Source organism: Leucobacter muris (genome assembly GCF_004028235.1).
Lineage (GTDB): Bacteria > Actinomycetota > Actinomycetes > Actinomycetales > Microbacteriaceae > Leucobacter > Leucobacter muris.
Genome location: NZ_CP035037.1, coordinates 1,835,522 through 1,850,746, shown reverse-complemented (window position 1 = coordinate 1,850,746; position 15,225 = coordinate 1,835,522). Strand labels below are relative to the sequence as shown.

Sequence of the window (15,225 nt, the reverse complement as noted above, 5' to 3'; positions counted from 1 at the left end):
CGCCCGTCTGAGAACGCTCGCGATCTACACCGCTAGTCTAGAACGCTGTGACAGATTCGGATCCAGCCCTCCATCTCCCGGGAACGAGTGCCGCCGAACACCTGCCCCCCGCCTATCCCGAGCGCGCCGCCCACGGCACGGCCCCGCGGCTGCGCGCCTGGCAGGAGGAGGCGATCAAGCAGTATCTCGATCAGCACCCCCGCGACTTCCTGGCATCGGCGACCCCGGGCGCGGGCAAGACGACGTTCGCCCTGAGGCTCGCGTCGATCCTGCGCGCCAATCACACCGTCAGCCAGATCGTCGTCGTCGCCCCCACCGAGCACCTGAAGACCCAGTGGGCCGACGCCGCGGCGCGCGCGGGCATCCGCTTGAACCCCTCCTACTCGAACAGCGACGGGCTCGGCTACGGCCGCCATTTCCACGGCGTGGCCGTCACCTACGCCCAGGTCGCGATGAAGCCGGTGCAGCACCGCCTGCTCACCGAGAGCGCCGACACGCTCGTGATCCTCGACGAGGTGCACCACGGCGGCGACGCGCTGAGCTGGGGCGACGCGATCCGCGAGGCCTACGGCAGCGCGAAGCGCCGGCTGTCGCTCACGGGCACCCCGTTCCGCTCCGACGAGGCGCCGATCCCGTTCGTGCAGTACGCGCCGCAGGGCGACGGATCCCGGCTCTCCCTCACCGACTACGACTACGGATACGGGCGAGCGCTCGCCGACGGCATCGTGCGCCCCGTCATCTTCATGGTCTATGCGGGCAAGATGCGATGGCAGACCTCGGCCGGCGAGGAGATGGAGGCCGCGCTCGGCGAGGGCAACACGAAGGACATCACCTCGCAGGCGTGGCGCACCGCGCTCGACCCGGCGGGGGACTGGATCGCGAAGGTGCTGCGCGCCGCCGACCGTCGCCTGAGCGAGGTGCGGCAGCAGATCCCCGATGCGGGCGGGCTCGTGATCGCGACCGACCACGCCTCCGCGAAGTCGTACGCGCGTCAGCTGCGCGAGATCACCGGCGAGGAGGTGGCGCTGATCCTCTCCGACGACGCCGGCGCCTCGGAGCGCATCGACTCGTTCTCGACCGGGGACTCGCGCTGGATGGTGGCGGTGCGCATGGTGTCGGAGGGCGTCGACGTGCCGCGCCTCGCCGTCGGCGTGTACGCGACCAGCTCGTCGACGCCGCTGTTCTTCGCACAGGCCATCGGGCGCTTCGTGCGCTCGCGGCGCCGCGGCGAGGTCGCCTCGGTGTTCATTCCGAACGTGCCCGCGCTCATGCAGCTCGCCGCCGAGCTCGAGAAGGAGCGGGGCCACGTGCTCGAGGGGCCGAAGAGCGCCGAGGAGATGTGGGACGCCGAGGCCGCCCTGATGGCGGAGGCCGAGCGGGAGGACCGGGCCTCGTCGGAGCTCGAGGAGGCCGAGTTCACGTATCAGGCGCTCGGATCCGACGCGCACTTCGACCGCGCCGTGTTCGACGGCGCCGAGTTCGGGGGGTACGCCGAGGTCGAGAGCGAGGAGGAGCTCGACTTCCTCGGGTTTCCGGGTCTGCTCGAACCGCAGGAGGTGCGGGCGCTGCTGCAGCAGCGGCAGGCTCGGCAGGCCCGCCGCTCGGCGAGCCGCCAGGGGCTGCTCGAGCACGCGCCGGAGCGGGCGGAGGCGCCCGAGGCGCTGCACCGCACGCTCGGCGAGCAGCGCAAGCTGCTGTCGAGCCTCGTCGGCATGTACGCCAAGGTGTCGGGCGAGCCGCACAAGGATATCCACACCGAGCTGCGGCGCGTGTGCGGCGGGCCCCCCGTGGCCCAGGCGTCGGTGACGCAGCTGCAGAAGCGCATCGAGCTGCTGCGGAGACGGCTGCGCCCCTAGGGGCATGGCGGGCCCGAATCGCTGGTACGGCGTCGAGAGGCGGGTTTCGCGGGTCTCCCGGCGGGTGGAGCCGCGAAACCCGCCTCTCGGCGCACCTGAGCCGTGCTCCCTAGAATCGAGGGTGTGGGAAAGAAGCATGCCGCAGCATCGACACCGGCGACCGTCGCGCTCGTGCGGGCGGGGATCCCGTTCGAGATCCGCGCCTACGAGCACGAACCCGGCGTGAGCGACTTCGGGGGAGAGGCCGCCGCCGCGCTCGGGGTGGAGCCCGAGCGCGTCTTCAAGACGCTGCTCGCCGAGGTGGACGGCGCGCTCGCCGTCGGCGTCGTGCCGGTGTCGGGCAAGCTCGACCTCAAGGCGCTCGCCGCCGCGCTCGGCGGCAGGCGGGCCGCGATGGCCGACCCCGCACTCGCGGAGCGCAAGACCGGGTACGTGGTGGGCGGGATCAGCCCGATCGGTCAGCGCACGCGGCTGCGCACGGTGGTCGACTCGTCCGCGCTGGGACACGGCACCGTGCTCGTGTCGGGCGGGCGCCGCGGGTTCGACATCGAGCTGACGCCCGGCGACCTGATGCGCGCGACGGATGCGATCGCGGCGCCGATCGGCCGGCCCGACTGAGCGGCGCAGAGGGGCTGCTCGGCGGCGACGCCGAAGGAATGGGGGCGACGCGCCCGGCCTGAGCCGCCCGATTCGTACCGTGCCGGGATCCGTGCTAAGTTATTATCTGTTCGGCCGATGAAGGTCCGGATCGTTCGCGCGGGTGGCGGAATTGGCAGACGCGCTAGCTTGAGGTGCTAGTGCCCGTATTAGGGCGTGGGGGTTCAAGTCCCCCCTCGCGCACGCGAACGAAACAGCCCCTGGGCAGGTCTCACGACCGGCCCAGGGGCTGTTCTCATGTCCGGCGCGAGTCGGCGGGCACGACGGCGAAGCGATCGGCGAGGGCCCGGGCGGCCTCGCGACCGGCGCGATTCGCGCCGACCGTGGACTGCGACGGCCCGTACCCGATGAGGTGGATGCGGGGATCGGCGGCGGCACGGGTGCCGCGCACGGTGATGCCGCCGAACTCGTTGCGCAGGCCGAGCGGGTCGAGGTGCCGCAGGTCGGGGCGGAACCCGGTCGCCCACACGATCGCGTCGACGGGGGTGAAGCCGCCGTCGGCCTCCCGCACGCCGCCCGGCTCGAGGCCGGTGAACATGGGGCGCCGTTCGAGCGCGCCGCGGTCGCGGGCGGCGATCGCGTACGGCGTCCAGGCGAGGCCCGTGTACGAGACGACACTGCGGCCGGGTCTGCTGGCTTCGGCGTCGGCGGTGACCCGTGCGATCACCTCGCGCCCCTCGATCTCGGGGCGGAACCCGCCGTCGCGGAAGACGGGCGGCCGCCTCGTGTACCAGTGCGTGGTGGCGACGCGGGAGATCTCTTCGAGGAGCTGGACCGCCGAGATCCCGCCTCCGACGATCGCGACCCGTCGGCCCGCGAACTCCTCAGCCGAGACGTAGTCTCGGGTGTGCAGCTGGCGGCCGGTGAAGCACTGCTGCCCGGGGTACTCGGGGAGCAGCGGATTATTCCAGGTGCCCGTCGCGTTGATCACCGCCCGCGCGCGCCACCCGCCCTCGTCGGTGTCGACGAGCAGTTCGCCCTCGGAGTCGTCGTCGGCGCGACGCACGGCGCTCACCGCGACCGGTCGCAGGATCGGCAGTCGCGTCTCGCGCTCGAACGCGGCGAAGTAGGCGGGAGCGGCGTCGCGACTCGCCGCGTCGGGGGAGACCGTCGGCTTCGGGTGGTCGGGCAGGTCGAAGATGCCGTTGACGGTCGCCATGCGCAGCGACTCCCACCGATGCTGCCACGCGCCGCCGGGAGCCGGGTTCGCGTCGAACATCACGAAGGTGCGCGCGGCCCCCGGCTCGGCGAGGGCGCTCGAGAAGCCGCGCCTGGCGAGGTGGTAGCCCGCCGAGAGCCCCGCCTGCCCCGCGCCGATCACGGCGACCGTCGCGAAGCGGCTCGGGCGTTGCGCGGCGCTCATCGGGTCGCGAGGATCAGCGCCGCCGAAGAGAGCCCGACGGCGATGAGCCCGAGGTTCACGGGCAGGGTCTTGCCCTCGCCGCGCTTGAGGTGCAGCGCGAGCGCCAGCAACTGGATCACCGTCAGGCCGAGCACCGCGGCGAACGCCACCCAGCTCACCCACGCCCACCCGTCGAGGGTGCGGGCGAGGATGAGCGGCAGGATCGCGCCGACCGCGCCGACGATCTCGGACCAGGCTGCGAAGTAGGCGATCCCCTTGCCCGTCGTCTCCGTCCACGGCATCTTCTCCTGCAGCGCGGGCCAGGGCGTGAACGCCTTGCCCGCGCCCGCCAGCAGGTTGCACACGGCGAGGAGGCCGGTGGCGATCCACATGATGATGAGCATCTGAGGTTCCTTTCGGTGGTGGGCGATGCGGAGCCGGTCGGGAGCGGCGACTCATCGGCCCGCCGCGCCGCGCGCGCCGGGTGGTCGAGGATCCAGTTCTCCGCACTGCTGTTCGAGGTGCGCGCGGAGGGACGCCACCGCGTCGCCGAGCGCCAGGAGCTGCTGCGGTGCGAGCGCGTCGACGAACAGCTCGTGCACGTCTCTGAGGTGCGGCACCGAGCCGCGCCGAAACTGCCCGAGGCCCGCGTCGGTGAGCACGACGGTCGATCCGCGGCTGTCGTCGGCGCACCGCTCGCGGCGGATCAGCTCGCGCTTCTCCATCCGTGCCAGATGGTGCGACAGTCTGCTGCGGTCCCATCCGATGCGCGCGGCGAGCTCGGAGGAGCGCATCGCGCGTTCACCCGCCTCGCTCAGCGCCAGCAGCACCGAGTAGTCGGCCGACGAGATGCCCGACTGCTGCTGCAGGCGGGCGCCCAGCAGACGGCGCAGCGCTTCGGAGGTCTCGACGTAGTCGCGCCAGACGCGCAGCTCCTGCCGCGACGGCAGCTCGTGCTTTGCCCCGTTTCGGCCCATCCGACTCGCCTCCGTATGAGATTGATGCATCAATCATATGCGGACATGGTTGACGCATCAACCATGCGATCAGGTCGTCGGACGGCGCCGAGATGCCGCACCGGCGCCGTGCCGGTCGCGTGCCTGCTGACCCGCTTCACCCACCGGTGCGCCGATCCGCCGGCTCTCACCCGCCGCTGTAGACCGGGAAGGCGGCGTGCGCGCCGTAGTCGCTGTCGTCGAGGCGCCTGAGGGCCTCCATATCGGCCCCGGAGATCACGAAGTCGACCTGCGCGTTCGCCCGCATGTGCTCGGGGTTCGCGGTCTTGGGCAGCGACACGCAGCCCAGCTGCAGGGTGTACCTGATGCACAGCTGGGGCACGCTCACGCCGTACTTCTCGGCGATCGCCCGCACCTGCGGATTGTCGAGGATCTCGCCGTGCGCGATCGGCGAGTACGCCTGCACGAGGATCCCCTTGCTCTGGCAGTAGGCGATGAGCTCCGACGGAGTGTTGCCGGCGTGCACGAGCACCTGGTTGGCGTGCGGCGCGACGGTGCCGTGCTCGAGGATGTTGTCGAGGTCGTGCCGCAGGAAGTTCGAGACGCCGATCGCCCGCAGCTTGCCCGCCTCGTGCGCTTCCTCGAGCGCGCGCCAGGCGGCGAGGTTGCCCTCGGCGTAGTCGCCGCCGCGGAAGTCGGCCCACGGCTGCGGAGAGTGGATCAGCATCAGGTCGATGTATCCGATGTCCAGCTTCGCCAGCGACTCGTCGATCGCGGCCCCCGCCTCGTCATAGTCCTTGATCTCCGCGGCGAGCTTGGAGGAGACGAACAGCTGCTCGCGGGACACCCCGCTCGCGCGCACCCCCTCGCCGACGCCGCGTTCGTTGCCGTACGCCTGCGCGGTGTCGATGTTGCGATAGCCGACCTCGATCGCGGTCTGCACGGCATCGGCCGCCCGGTCGTCTTCGATGAACCAGGTGCCGAGGCCGAGCTTCGGGGTCTCGACACCGTTCGACAGGGTGTAGGTCTCGTTCAGGATGGTCATGCGCTTGCTCCGTTCTGCTGCAGTGCGTGGGATTCGGTGCGTTCTCAGAGGTTGCGGATCACACGCGCGGGCACGCCGCCCACGACGGTGTCGGGTGCGACGTCGCGGGTGACGACCGCTCCCGCGGCGACGACGGCGCCGTGTCCGATCGTGACGCCCGCGAGCACCGTCGCATTGGCCCCGATCCAGACCCGGTCTCCGATCACGATGGGCCGCGGAACGGTGGTCGCCCGCTCCGCCGGGTCGAGCTCGTGGTTCAGCGACGCCAGTACGACGTTGTGGCCGACGGGCACATCGTCGCCGATGCGGATGCCGCCCTGATCCTGGAACCGGCAGCCGCTGTTGATGAAGACGCGCTCGCCCAGCACCGTGTTCTTGCCGCAGTCGGTGGTGAACGGCGGGAAGAGCCTCACCGTCTCCGCGACGGGCCGCCCGGTGAGGCGCGACATGATCTCGACGCGCTCCGCGGGCGTCGTGTAGCGGGTGTTCAGCTCCATGCACACCCGGATCGCCTCGTCGGCCAGCTCGTGCATCTTGGCCGCGAGATCGGTGCCGGGTCGCGCCGCTTCGCCCGCGTCCATCCGGTCGAGGAACTCCTGCGTATCCACTGCTGCTGTTCCCTTCCGCTCAGACCGTCAGCAGCACCTTGACGGCGGTGCGCCGATCCATCGCCTCGTAACCCGCGGCGGCCTCTTCGAGCGGCAGCGTCAGATCGAACACCCGGCCCGGCTCGATCCTCCGTTCCCAGATCAGCCGGATCAACTCGGGCAGGTAGCGGCGCACCGGCGCCGGCCCTCCGTGCAGGTGCACTTCGGCGAAGAACAGCCGGTCGGCGGGAATGGTGACGCCCCGATGCGCGACGCCGACGAAGCCGATGTGCCCGCCCGCGCGGCACGATCGGATCGCCTGCAGCAGCGACTCCTCGGTGCCGACCGCTTCGATCACCGAGTGCGCACCGAGCCCGCCGGTGAGCTCCCTGATCCGCGCGGCGCCCTCGGATCCCCGCTCCTCGACGATGTCGGTCGCGCCGAACTCCCTGGCGAGCCTCTGCCGTTCGGGGTGGTGGCTCATCGCGATGATGCGTTCGGCGCCCAGCTGTTTCGCCGCGAGCACCCCCATGAGGCCCACCGCGCCGTCGCCGACGACGACCACGGTCTTGCCCGGCCCCGCCTGTGCGGCATCGGCGGCGAACCAGCCGGTGCCGAGCACGTCGGAGGCCGCGAGCAGCGACGGGATCAGGTCGGGATCGGGCCGGCCCGGCGTCTTCACGAGCGTGCCGTCGGCGTGCGGGATGCGCGCCCGTTCCGCCTGGGTGCCGATGGTCGCCGACACGAACTCGGAGTTCACGCACTTCGACGGGTATCCCGATTCGCAGATCTCGCACTCGCCGCACGAGATGACGAAGGAACCGACGACGAAATCGCCGGGCCGCACGGTCTTCACCTCGTCGCCCACCTCCTCGACGACCCCCACGTACTCGTGGCCCATCGGGGTGCGATCGACGGGCTCGACGCCGCGGTACGGCCACAGATCGGAGCCGCAGATGCAGGTCGCGGTGATCCTGATGATCGCGTCGGTGGGCTTCAGGATCCTCGGGTCTTCCCGCTCGCCGACGGTGATCCTGCCGGGGGCGTCCATGATGACTGCGCGCACGTGTGCTCCTTGGTGTGCTGGCGAAGGGTACCCGTCTACCACACCACGAATCGGCCGAAAGAGGGAGACCCCGTCGAGGGAGGCACTGCCAGGGCCTCCTTCCGCGCGGGTCGGCGCCCTATCGTGGTGGTATGGACAATCGCGCCGAGGTGAAGCGCTTCCTGGCCACCCGCCGCGCTCGGGTCACGCCCCGGGAGGTCGGTCTGCCCGAGGGGTCGAATCGCCGTGTGCCGGGGCTGCGTCGCAGCGAGGTGGCGGCCCTCGCCGGCGTCAGCGTCGAGTACTACACCCGCATCGAGCGCGGTGCGATCGCCGGAGCCTCGCCGGAGGTGCTGGACGCGATCGCGCGGGCGCTGCGCCTCGACGATGCCGAGCACGCTCACCTCTTCGACCTCGCCCACGCCGCGAGCCCGGTGGCGCGGCCGCCCCGCCGCCGCAATCCGAAGAGCTGGGCGCCGCATCGGAGCCTGCAGTGGATCCTCGACGCGGTGAGCGACGGGCCGGCGTTCGTGCGCAACGGCCGCATGGACATCCTGGCCGCCAACCGGCTGGCCCGCGCGTTCTACCGGCACACCTTCGACATGCCGGGCCGGCCGCCGAACATCGCGCGGTTCACGTTCCTCGACGAGCGAGCCTTCGCGTTCTATCCGGATTGGAAGATGTTCGCCGACGTGACGGTCGCGATCCTGCGCACCGAGGCGGCGCGGGATCCGCACAACAAGGAGCTGCACGACCTGATCGGCGAGCTGTCGACGCGCAGCGCCGAGTTCCGCACGCGCTGGGGCGCTCACGACGTGCGCCACCACGGCGCCGGGTTCAAGACCTTCGACCACGACATCGTGGGGGAGATGACGCTCGCCTATGAGGGTATGAACATGGAATCCGAACCGGGACTGTCGATCACCGTCTATGCGGCGGAGCCCGGCTCGCCCTCCGCGGAGCGGATGCGGCTGCTCGCGAGCTGGGCTGCCGGCGAGTACGGCGAGTACGGCGAGCGCGGCGACTCCGGCGAGGCTCCGCGGCAGGCCGAGGCCCCGGCCGATCGGGAGCAGCGGGCCGAGTAGCCCAGACGATCCGGCCCTCGGAGGCCACGCGCGGTCCGAACTCGGGCCCACCGGCGAACGCGCCCTCGAGCGGCGACAATGGGGGGATGGGCGAATCGACCTGGCTGAATCTGCTCGAACGGGTGCGACGGGACATCCCGACGCTGCTCGGCGACTTCATGGAGGAGCTCGCCGACCTCGACGGCTACTCCGGCGGCCCGGTGCCGCGCGACGATCTCGAACGCACCGCACTGCAGGCGTTCGATCTCTTCCTGGAGCGGCTATCGGCCGATGACGGCGAGGCCGCGGCCTCCGATTTCCCCGGCTCCCTCGGCAGACGGCGGGCGCGCCAGGGGATCCGCATCGACCAGTTCACCGAGGGGGTCAGAATCAACTTCCGGCTGCTCTGGCGCGCGCTGCACCGGGCCGCTGAGCCGGACCTCGTCGGGGAGCTCGTCTCGAACGGCGAGCGCGTGCTCAACGTCGTCGAGCGCTACGCGACGGAGGTGCAGGCCGCGTTCATCGATGAGACGCAGATCATGGCCCAGTTCCACCGCACGGCGCGCGAGCGGGCGCTGGCCCGCCTGTTCGCGGGCGGATCAGACGAGGCCGACGTGCGCGGCGCGGCCGAGGTGCTCGGTCTTGAACGCGACGAGACCTACGAGCTGATCACCGCGAAGACCGCCGAGGTTCCGGAGGCGGTGCGCGCCCCCCTCTCGGAGCAGGGGGCCCTGACGTACGAGGACGGCGATCTGCTGCACCTGTTCCGGCGCAGGCGCGGCGTCGCCGACTGGCCGCTCGCTTCGCGTGGGCTCGCGGGCGTCCACATCGCCAGGGTCGCGGGCCTCGGAACCCTCGCGCGGGCCGCCTCGTTGGCCCGCGATGTTCTGCGCGTCGCGGAGCCCGGCAGGACCGTGACCCTGCGAGACGGGTTCGCGCCGCTCATGCGCGAGCGAGTGCGGGAAGCGGTCGAGGGTTTCGAGCACGAGTTACTCGGTGACTGGCGGCGCGCCACCTCCGACGAACGGCAGAGGTTCTCGGAGACCCTGCACGTCTTCATGCGCAGCGGATCGGTGCAGGAGACCGCGGATCGGCTCTTCCTGCACCGCAACACGGTGTTCAAGCGGCTGCGCGCGTTCGAGGCGCTGACCGGGCTCGACGTGACGCGGCCGAGGGACGCCGCGATCGCGCTCCTGCTGCTGCCAACTGACCCCGCGGTGTTGTGATCACCACTCGGGGCTCTGAATCGGTGTGATCTCGACACCTCGGCGATGCATCTCGACACATAGGCTCGAAATCGCCGGCCGCGAACGGAGCGCCCGGGCAACGCACCCGCGCCGTGCCGCAGTGATCCGGCCTCGCGGCCGCCGAGAGGAAGCAGCATGATCCCCCACGAAATCGCCGACCGGATCCTCGCCGCCGTGGACGCGCGGTTCGACGAGCAGCTCGCGAGAACCGCTGAGCTCGTCGCCTCGCCGTCGCTGCGCGAGGGCGAGGAGCCCGCCCAGGATCTGGTCGAGCAGCAGATGCGGGGCCTCGGGCTGGAGATCGACCGCTGGGCGATCGACTCGCCCGAGCTGCGCGCGCACCCGGGCTTCGGCAAGTGCACGGTCGACTACCGCAGCATGACGAACGTCGTCGGCACCTATAGTCCCGCTCGCGACGGCGGGAGGTCGCTGATCCTCAACGGGCACATCGACGTCGTGCCGGAGGGGCCCGAGGCCGAGTGGTCGCGCTCGCCGTGGGACGCCGAGATCCGCGACGGCTGGATGTACGGACGCGGCGCCGGAGATATGAAGGCCGGCCTCGTCTCGAACCTGTTCGCGTTCGACGCGGTCCGCCGCGCCGGCCTCGAACTCACGGGTCGGGTCCACCTGCAGTCGGTCGTCGAAGAGGAGTGCACCGGCAACGGCTCGCTGGCCGCCCTGCTGCGCGGCTACACGGCCGACGCCGTCATCATCTCGGAGCCGGAGGAGGATGCGCTCGTGCGGGCCAACGTGGGGGTGCTGTGGTTCACCGCTCGCGTGAGCGGGGATCCCACCCACCCCAGGGAGATGGCGAACGGCTTCAACGCGATCGACGCCGCCTACGAGGTCATCGGCGCGCTGCGCGAGCTCGAGGAGCGCTGGAACGCCGAGAAGGGCGAGCACCGCTATTTCGAGGATCTGGATCACCCCATCAACTTCAACGTGGGCGGCATCCGGGGCGGCGACTGGCCGTCGAGCGTGCCGGCCTGGTGCGAGCTGCGGGTGCGCGTCGCCACCTATCCGGGCACGACCGCCGACGACGCGTGGAGTGAGATCGTGCGCTGCGTGGAGGACGCCTCGCAGCGCGCCGAGGGAGGCCGCTCGTTCGAGGTGCGGCTCACGCCCGACGGTTTCTACGCCGAGGGCTATGTGCTCGAGCCGGGCGGGGAGGCGGAGGCGCTGCTCGAGCAGACGCACCGCGCTGCGTTCTCGCGCGAACTCACGAGCTTCACCACGCCCGGATACCTCGACGGCCGGGTCTTCGTGAACTACGGCGGCATGCCGACGCTCGTCTACGGCCCCGTCTCGGAGAACATCCACGGCTACGACGAGCGCGTGAGCATCGAGTCGGTGCGCAGGTGCACGAAGTCGATGGCGCTGTTCCTGGCCTCCTGGTGCGGAGTCGTCGAGGCCGAGTAGCGGCGGCCGCGCACCGGGCTCGGCGGCCGCGAGACCGGGCTACTTCGAGTCGTGAGGCTCCCATCCCGCGTGCTCGGGGGTGAGCACGAGCCCCCGGCTCGAGTACGACGACTTCGTGAGCCGCTGCAACCACTCCCGCGAGAGCGGCACGCGCTCTCCGTCGGAGAAGTGGAAGACGATGGGGATCGAGGCCGAGATCCAGAGCGTCGTCGTGACCGCGCGTTGGTGCTGGTGCGCGGTCCAGGTGAGGAAGAAGGACTCGTTCCTCCGCACCCTCGTGACGATCACGACCCGCAGGTGCTCGAGGGTGCGGTCGTCGAAGTGGTACTCCTGCGTCCTGCCGTAGATGAGTGTTCCCAATGCTGCCTTCGGGTCGATGCCGAACGACTCCTGTCGCGGGCGCGCCATTCCCGGCGAACGGCCATCGGCCCGGGTGGAGTGGGAAGGGGGGCGTGCTTCCCGGGGAAACTGTAGCGACGGGGGCACCACCCCTGGGGGTGTGTTCTCGGCGGCTCGAGACAACTAGGATTCGGCGTCGAACCGCCGTCTCGCGGGTCTCCGGCGGGGCGCGGATCCGGCCGGTCGCGGGCCAGTCGCGCCTATACTCGTTACGTGAACACCGAGCCCCTGCGCCTGCGTCTGCTCAACGACTACGAGGTGGTCGTGGCGGGCCTGCGCGCCATGCTCGAGCCTTTCGACGACCGGGTGCGAGTGGTGGAGGAGGACATCCGCTCCATCTCGGGGCGGCGGGTGGATCTCACCCTCTACGACACCTTCGGCCGAACCCTCGATGAGCAGCGGAACCTCGGCGAGCTGGTCGCGGATCCGGCGACGGGCACCGTCGTCGTGTACGCCTGGAACGCCAGAGAGGCGGCGACCGAGGGCGACGGGGAGGCGAGCGGAGTCGAGTACCTCGACAAGTCGCTGCCCGCGGCCGAGCTCGTGGCCTCGCTCGAGCGGATCGCAGGCCGGGGGGGCGCGCCCGGCGCCGCAGCGCCCCGGGAGAGGCCCGCCGCCGTCCGCCTCGCCGAACCGCAGAGTTCGTGGCCCGGCAGGGAAGAGGGGCTGAGCGTGCGCGAGGCGGAGGTCGTCGCGCTGATCACCCAGGGGCACACGAACCCGGAGATCGCGGCGTCGCTGTATCTGAGCCTGAACTCGCTCAAATCGTACATCCGTTCGGCCTATCGCAAGATGGGCGTCGAACGCCGATCCCAGGCGGTGCGGTGGGGCATCGAGCACGGCATGCTGCCGCCTCGGAAGGGCGAGCACTAGGCCGCCTCCCATGGGTGGAAGGGTGCGCCTCCGACCGCCTACTCGAACGCTCCGGGCTCCATGCCGGCGATATAGGCCGCCTGCGCCACGTGCTCGGCCGCGTCGACCGAGATGCTCACGAGCCGTGAGGCGCGGGTCACGGGCGGGTCCCACTGCTCGTCGATGACCTCGTCGAGCGCGGATTCGTCGAGCGATCGCAGGTACTCCACCTGCGCGTCGACCACGGCTGCGAGATGCTCGAGCAGCAGCTCGGGATCCTCGACGACGACGGCGCGCGCCTGCTCCGCCGTGTGCCCGTACCCCATCTCGTGCGGGCCGAGCTCGAGGCCGAAGCGCCGGTCGAAGCCATCCGACGACCACACCGCTTCGCGGCCGGAGAGCGCGGCGAGCTGCTCGTCGAGTTCGCGGGCGGCGTGCCACAGCAGCCAGGCCACGGAGTTGTCGTGGTGCGGGTGGGCGTTCAGCAGGCCCGGCGTGAGGGAGATGCGCAGGGCCTCGGCGGAATCCTTCGGCCGCCGGGCCAGGTCGATCAGGATGTCGATGGCGTTCATGTCGTGCTGCCGTCGCTGGCTCCGCTCAGAGCGTCGCGACGGACCCTCCGTCCACTCGATAGTTCGAACCGGTCACGAAGGAGGCGCGGTCGGAGCACAGGAACGCGATGACCGCGGCCACCTCCTCGGGGGTGCCTCGCCGCTTCAGCTCGAGGAAGGGGCGCTCCTCCTCGAGGAAGGAGCGGATCGCCTCGTCGCGCGTCACCCCGAGCTCTTCGGCGCGGCGATCCATCATCGCGTCGGTCATGGGCGTGCGGATGAAGGCGGGGGAGACGGTGTTGACGAGCAGGCCCTGCCCCGCATAGCTGCGCGAGAGCCCCTTCGCGAGCGCGAGCACGCCGGCCTTCGCCGCGCAATAGGGCAGCTCGTCATCGTACGGCTGCACGGCGTCCTCCGATGCGACGAACACGACGCGGCCCCGGCCGCTGGCGCGCAGGTCGTCGAGGAAGGCGCGGGTGACGCGCACGGGAGCGAGCAGGTCGACGTCGAGCGTCGAGACCCAGCCCTCGTCGTCGATCTCGTGGAATTTGCCCTGAGCCCCCGTCACCCCGGCGCAGTGCACGAGCGTGTCGACGGCCCCGACGGCGCCCGCCGCGCTGCGGTGCAGCTGCTCGATGTCGGACGGGCGGGTGAGATCCGCCGGGAATGCGTGCAGCCGGTCCGGCGGGGCATCCAGCTCGTGCGCGGCCGCGCGCAGTTTCTCGGGATCGCGATCGGTCAGCACGACCGTGGCCCCCTCCCGAAGAAGCTCGGAGGCCGTGCTCCAGCCGATGCCCGAGTCGCCGCCGGTGATGAGGGCCGTGCGCCCCGCGATGCCGAGATCCATGATGCTCCTTCCGCTGCAGCGGGTGGTGATATCGGTCCGTCATCCGGATACGGATGGCGGATCCCCGATCAGTCTTCCGTCTCGCCGTCCTCCGTCGGGATGCGGCGGCGCAGCGCGTCGTGATCAGAGCCGTCGGCGTTCGCGATCGCGTCGCGCGCGTCGTCGCGCCGGCCCTCGACGTTCCAGAGCAGCACGCCCGCCACGCGGTCGCCGTCGACGTAGTAGACGACGCCCCGCTCTCCGTCCCACTGCTCGACGGTCTCGAGCGACGGGTCGAGGGTGCCGACCGCCTCGTAGCGGTTGCCGAACACCACCGAGTAGAAGTAGGGCGTGTGATCGTAGGGCTCGTCGGCCCCCGCGAGGTTGCGTCCCGCCTGGTGCCCCATCTCGGTGGCGTTGTCGACGTGCTCGATGCGGCGCCGGCCCAGGATCTCGTCGGGGTAGGAGGCGATGTCCCCGGCCGCGAACACCCGGGGGTCGCTCGTGCGCAGCCGGTCGTCGACCAGCACCCCGTCGTCGGTCTCGAGGCCGGCCCCACGGGCCAGCTCGATGTTCGGGGTGACGCCGACGCCCACCACCACTGCGTCGCACGTCAGGGAGCCGCCGTCGGAGAGCGCGAGGCGCACCGAGCCGTCGGCTTCGAAGCCGGCCCCCTCGGCCTTCGCTCCGGACACTATGGTCACGCCCTCGCGCTCGTACATCCGCTGGAACCGCGAGGCCAGCTCGGCGGGGAACTTCGACCCGCCCAGCACCTCATCCGGGAAGACCAGCGTGACGCGCGTGTCGTTCTGCACGAGGGCCGCCGCCAGCTCGGTGCCGATGAAGCTGCCTCCGACCACCGCCACGTGGCGCTCGCCCCCCGCGAGACCGCGCAGCCGTCGGTAGTCCTCGACGGAGCGGAAGAACACGATGCGGTCGTCGTCCGGCAGGCCGGCGGTGCCGGGGCTGCCTCCCGTGGCGAGCAGCAGCTGCTCGTAGCGGAACTCGGCGCCGTGCTCGGTGCGCACGACGCGCTCGCCGCGGTCGATCTCCACCGCTCGCTCACCAGCGTGCCTCGTCGCACCCGTGTCGGCCTCCGTGTCGAGCCAGACGTCGTCGAAGGCGAAAGCGGGATCCGTCCAGAGCTTCTTCGAGAGGGCCGGCCGCGTCACCGGAGGCGTCTGCTCCTCGGCCACGATGCCGATGGTCCCCTCGGGGTCGAGCTCGCGGATGCCGCGAGCCGCGCTGTCGGCGACCATGCCGCCGCCGACGATCAGATACCGGTACTCGCTGTAATCAGCCATGACCTCACGGTAACGAGCCGCGGGCGCGCAGCGGCAGGGCCTTGCCAACACCCCGAGCCGAGTGCTAGTCGCCGC

Annotated in this window: 16 protein-coding genes and 1 tRNA gene; 7 read left to right on the top strand and 10 right to left on the bottom strand. The window is 71.1% G+C overall.

Annotation, left to right across the window (positions count from 1 at the left end):
- The first annotated feature begins 47 nt into the window (after positions 1-47).
- The 3 genes from Leucomu_RS08705 (at position 48) to Leucomu_RS08695 (ending at position 2,696) form a co-directional block, all read left to right on the top strand.
- Positions 48-1,856, top strand: coding sequence for a DEAD/DEAH box helicase (locus tag Leucomu_RS08705; protein ID WP_017884583.1), 1,809 nt, complete (start codon positions 48-50; stop codon positions 1,854-1,856).
- A 123-nt stretch (positions 1,857-1,979) separates the two neighbouring features.
- The gene (ybaK, locus tag Leucomu_RS08700) at positions 1,980-2,474 is read left to right on the top strand and encodes a Cys-tRNA(Pro) deacylase (protein WP_017884584.1); all 495 of its coding nucleotides are present in this window, start codon (positions 1,980-1,982) and stop codon (positions 2,472-2,474) included.
- Positions 2,475-2,610: 136 nt separating this feature from the next.
- Positions 2,611-2,696: transfer RNA gene (locus Leucomu_RS08695), tRNA-Leu, on the top strand.
- A gap of 52 nt (positions 2,697-2,748) precedes the next feature.
- On the opposite strand, the gene Leucomu_RS08690 is transcribed toward Leucomu_RS08695, so the two are convergent.
- The 6 genes from Leucomu_RS08690 to Leucomu_RS08665 form a co-directional block, all read right to left on the bottom strand.
- Entirely contained in the window at positions 2,749-3,876 is a 1,128-nt protein-coding gene (locus tag Leucomu_RS08690) for an NAD(P)-binding domain-containing protein (protein ID WP_128386976.1), read from the bottom strand.
- On the bottom strand, positions 3,873-4,259 hold the full coding sequence (locus Leucomu_RS08685) for a DoxX family protein (RefSeq protein WP_017884586.1): 387 nt from the start codon (positions 4,257-4,259) through the stop codon (positions 3,873-3,875). Before Leucomu_RS08685 ends, Leucomu_RS08690 begins: the two co-directional genes overlap by 4 nt.
- Before the next feature lie 51 nt (positions 4,260-4,310).
- Positions 4,311-4,832 (bottom strand): MarR family winged helix-turn-helix transcriptional regulator, encoded by a 522-nt coding sequence (locus Leucomu_RS08680; protein ID WP_017884587.1) that lies wholly within the window; start codon positions 4,830-4,832, stop codon positions 4,311-4,313.
- Positions 4,833-4,998: 166 nt separating this feature from the next.
- Positions 4,999-5,856, bottom strand: a complete 858-nt coding sequence (locus Leucomu_RS08675; protein ID WP_128386975.1) for an aldo/keto reductase — start codon at positions 5,854-5,856, stop codon at positions 4,999-5,001.
- A gap of 44 nt (positions 5,857-5,900) precedes the next feature.
- Positions 5,901-6,464, bottom strand: a complete 564-nt coding sequence (locus Leucomu_RS08670; protein WP_017884589.1) for a DapH/DapD/GlmU-related protein — start codon at positions 6,462-6,464, stop codon at positions 5,901-5,903.
- A 19-nt stretch (positions 6,465-6,483) separates the two neighbouring features.
- Positions 6,484-7,509 (bottom strand): zinc-dependent alcohol dehydrogenase family protein, encoded by a 1,026-nt coding sequence (locus Leucomu_RS08665; protein ID WP_128386974.1) that lies wholly within the window; start codon positions 7,507-7,509, stop codon positions 6,484-6,486.
- A gap of 131 nt (positions 7,510-7,640) precedes the next feature.
- Between Leucomu_RS08665 and Leucomu_RS08660 the strand changes: the two genes are divergently transcribed.
- From Leucomu_RS08660 to Leucomu_RS08650, 3 genes are all read left to right on the top strand, one after another.
- Positions 7,641-8,573 carry a helix-turn-helix transcriptional regulator gene (locus tag Leucomu_RS08660; RefSeq protein WP_017884591.1) on the top strand — a complete coding sequence of 311 codons (933 nt, stop codon included), beginning with the start codon at positions 7,641-7,643 and terminating at the stop codon, positions 8,571-8,573.
- A gap of 86 nt (positions 8,574-8,659) precedes the next feature.
- Positions 8,660-9,778, top strand: a complete 1,119-nt coding sequence (locus Leucomu_RS08655) for a helix-turn-helix domain-containing protein (RefSeq protein WP_128386973.1) — start codon at positions 8,660-8,662, stop codon at positions 9,776-9,778.
- Positions 9,779-9,934: 156 nt separating this feature from the next.
- Positions 9,935-11,218, top strand: coding sequence for an ArgE/DapE family deacylase (locus Leucomu_RS08650; RefSeq protein WP_128386972.1), 1,284 nt, complete (start codon positions 9,935-9,937; stop codon positions 11,216-11,218).
- A 39-nt stretch (positions 11,219-11,257) separates the two neighbouring features.
- Here Leucomu_RS08650 and Leucomu_RS08645 read toward each other — a convergent pair whose 3' ends face one another.
- Complete coding sequence (locus Leucomu_RS08645; protein WP_128386971.1) at positions 11,258-11,578, bottom strand: DUF7882 family protein; 321 nt, start codon at positions 11,576-11,578, stop codon at positions 11,258-11,260.
- A gap of 252 nt (positions 11,579-11,830) precedes the next feature.
- Between Leucomu_RS08645 and Leucomu_RS08640 the strand changes: the two genes are divergently transcribed.
- Positions 11,831-12,490, top strand: coding sequence for a response regulator transcription factor (locus tag Leucomu_RS08640; RefSeq protein ID WP_228407045.1), 660 nt, complete (start codon positions 11,831-11,833; stop codon positions 12,488-12,490).
- A gap of 38 nt (positions 12,491-12,528) precedes the next feature.
- Here Leucomu_RS08640 and Leucomu_RS08635 read toward each other — a convergent pair whose 3' ends face one another.
- The 3 genes from Leucomu_RS08635 to Leucomu_RS08625 all read right to left on the bottom strand — a co-directional run bounded on the left by Leucomu_RS08635 (position 12,529) and on the right by Leucomu_RS08625 (position 15,150).
- Positions 12,529-13,041, bottom strand: a complete 513-nt coding sequence (locus tag Leucomu_RS08635; RefSeq protein WP_128386970.1) for a mycothiol transferase — start codon at positions 13,039-13,041, stop codon at positions 12,529-12,531.
- Between the two features lie 25 nt (positions 13,042-13,066).
- Positions 13,067-13,867 carry an SDR family NAD(P)-dependent oxidoreductase gene (locus tag Leucomu_RS08630; protein WP_128386969.1) on the bottom strand — a complete coding sequence of 267 codons (801 nt, stop codon included), beginning with the start codon at positions 13,865-13,867 and terminating at the stop codon, positions 13,067-13,069.
- Positions 13,868-13,935: 68 nt separating this feature from the next.
- Positions 13,936-15,150 (bottom strand): NAD(P)/FAD-dependent oxidoreductase, encoded by a 1,215-nt coding sequence (locus tag Leucomu_RS08625; protein WP_128386968.1) that lies wholly within the window; start codon positions 15,148-15,150, stop codon positions 13,936-13,938.
- Positions 15,151-15,225: the final 75 nt, after the last annotated feature.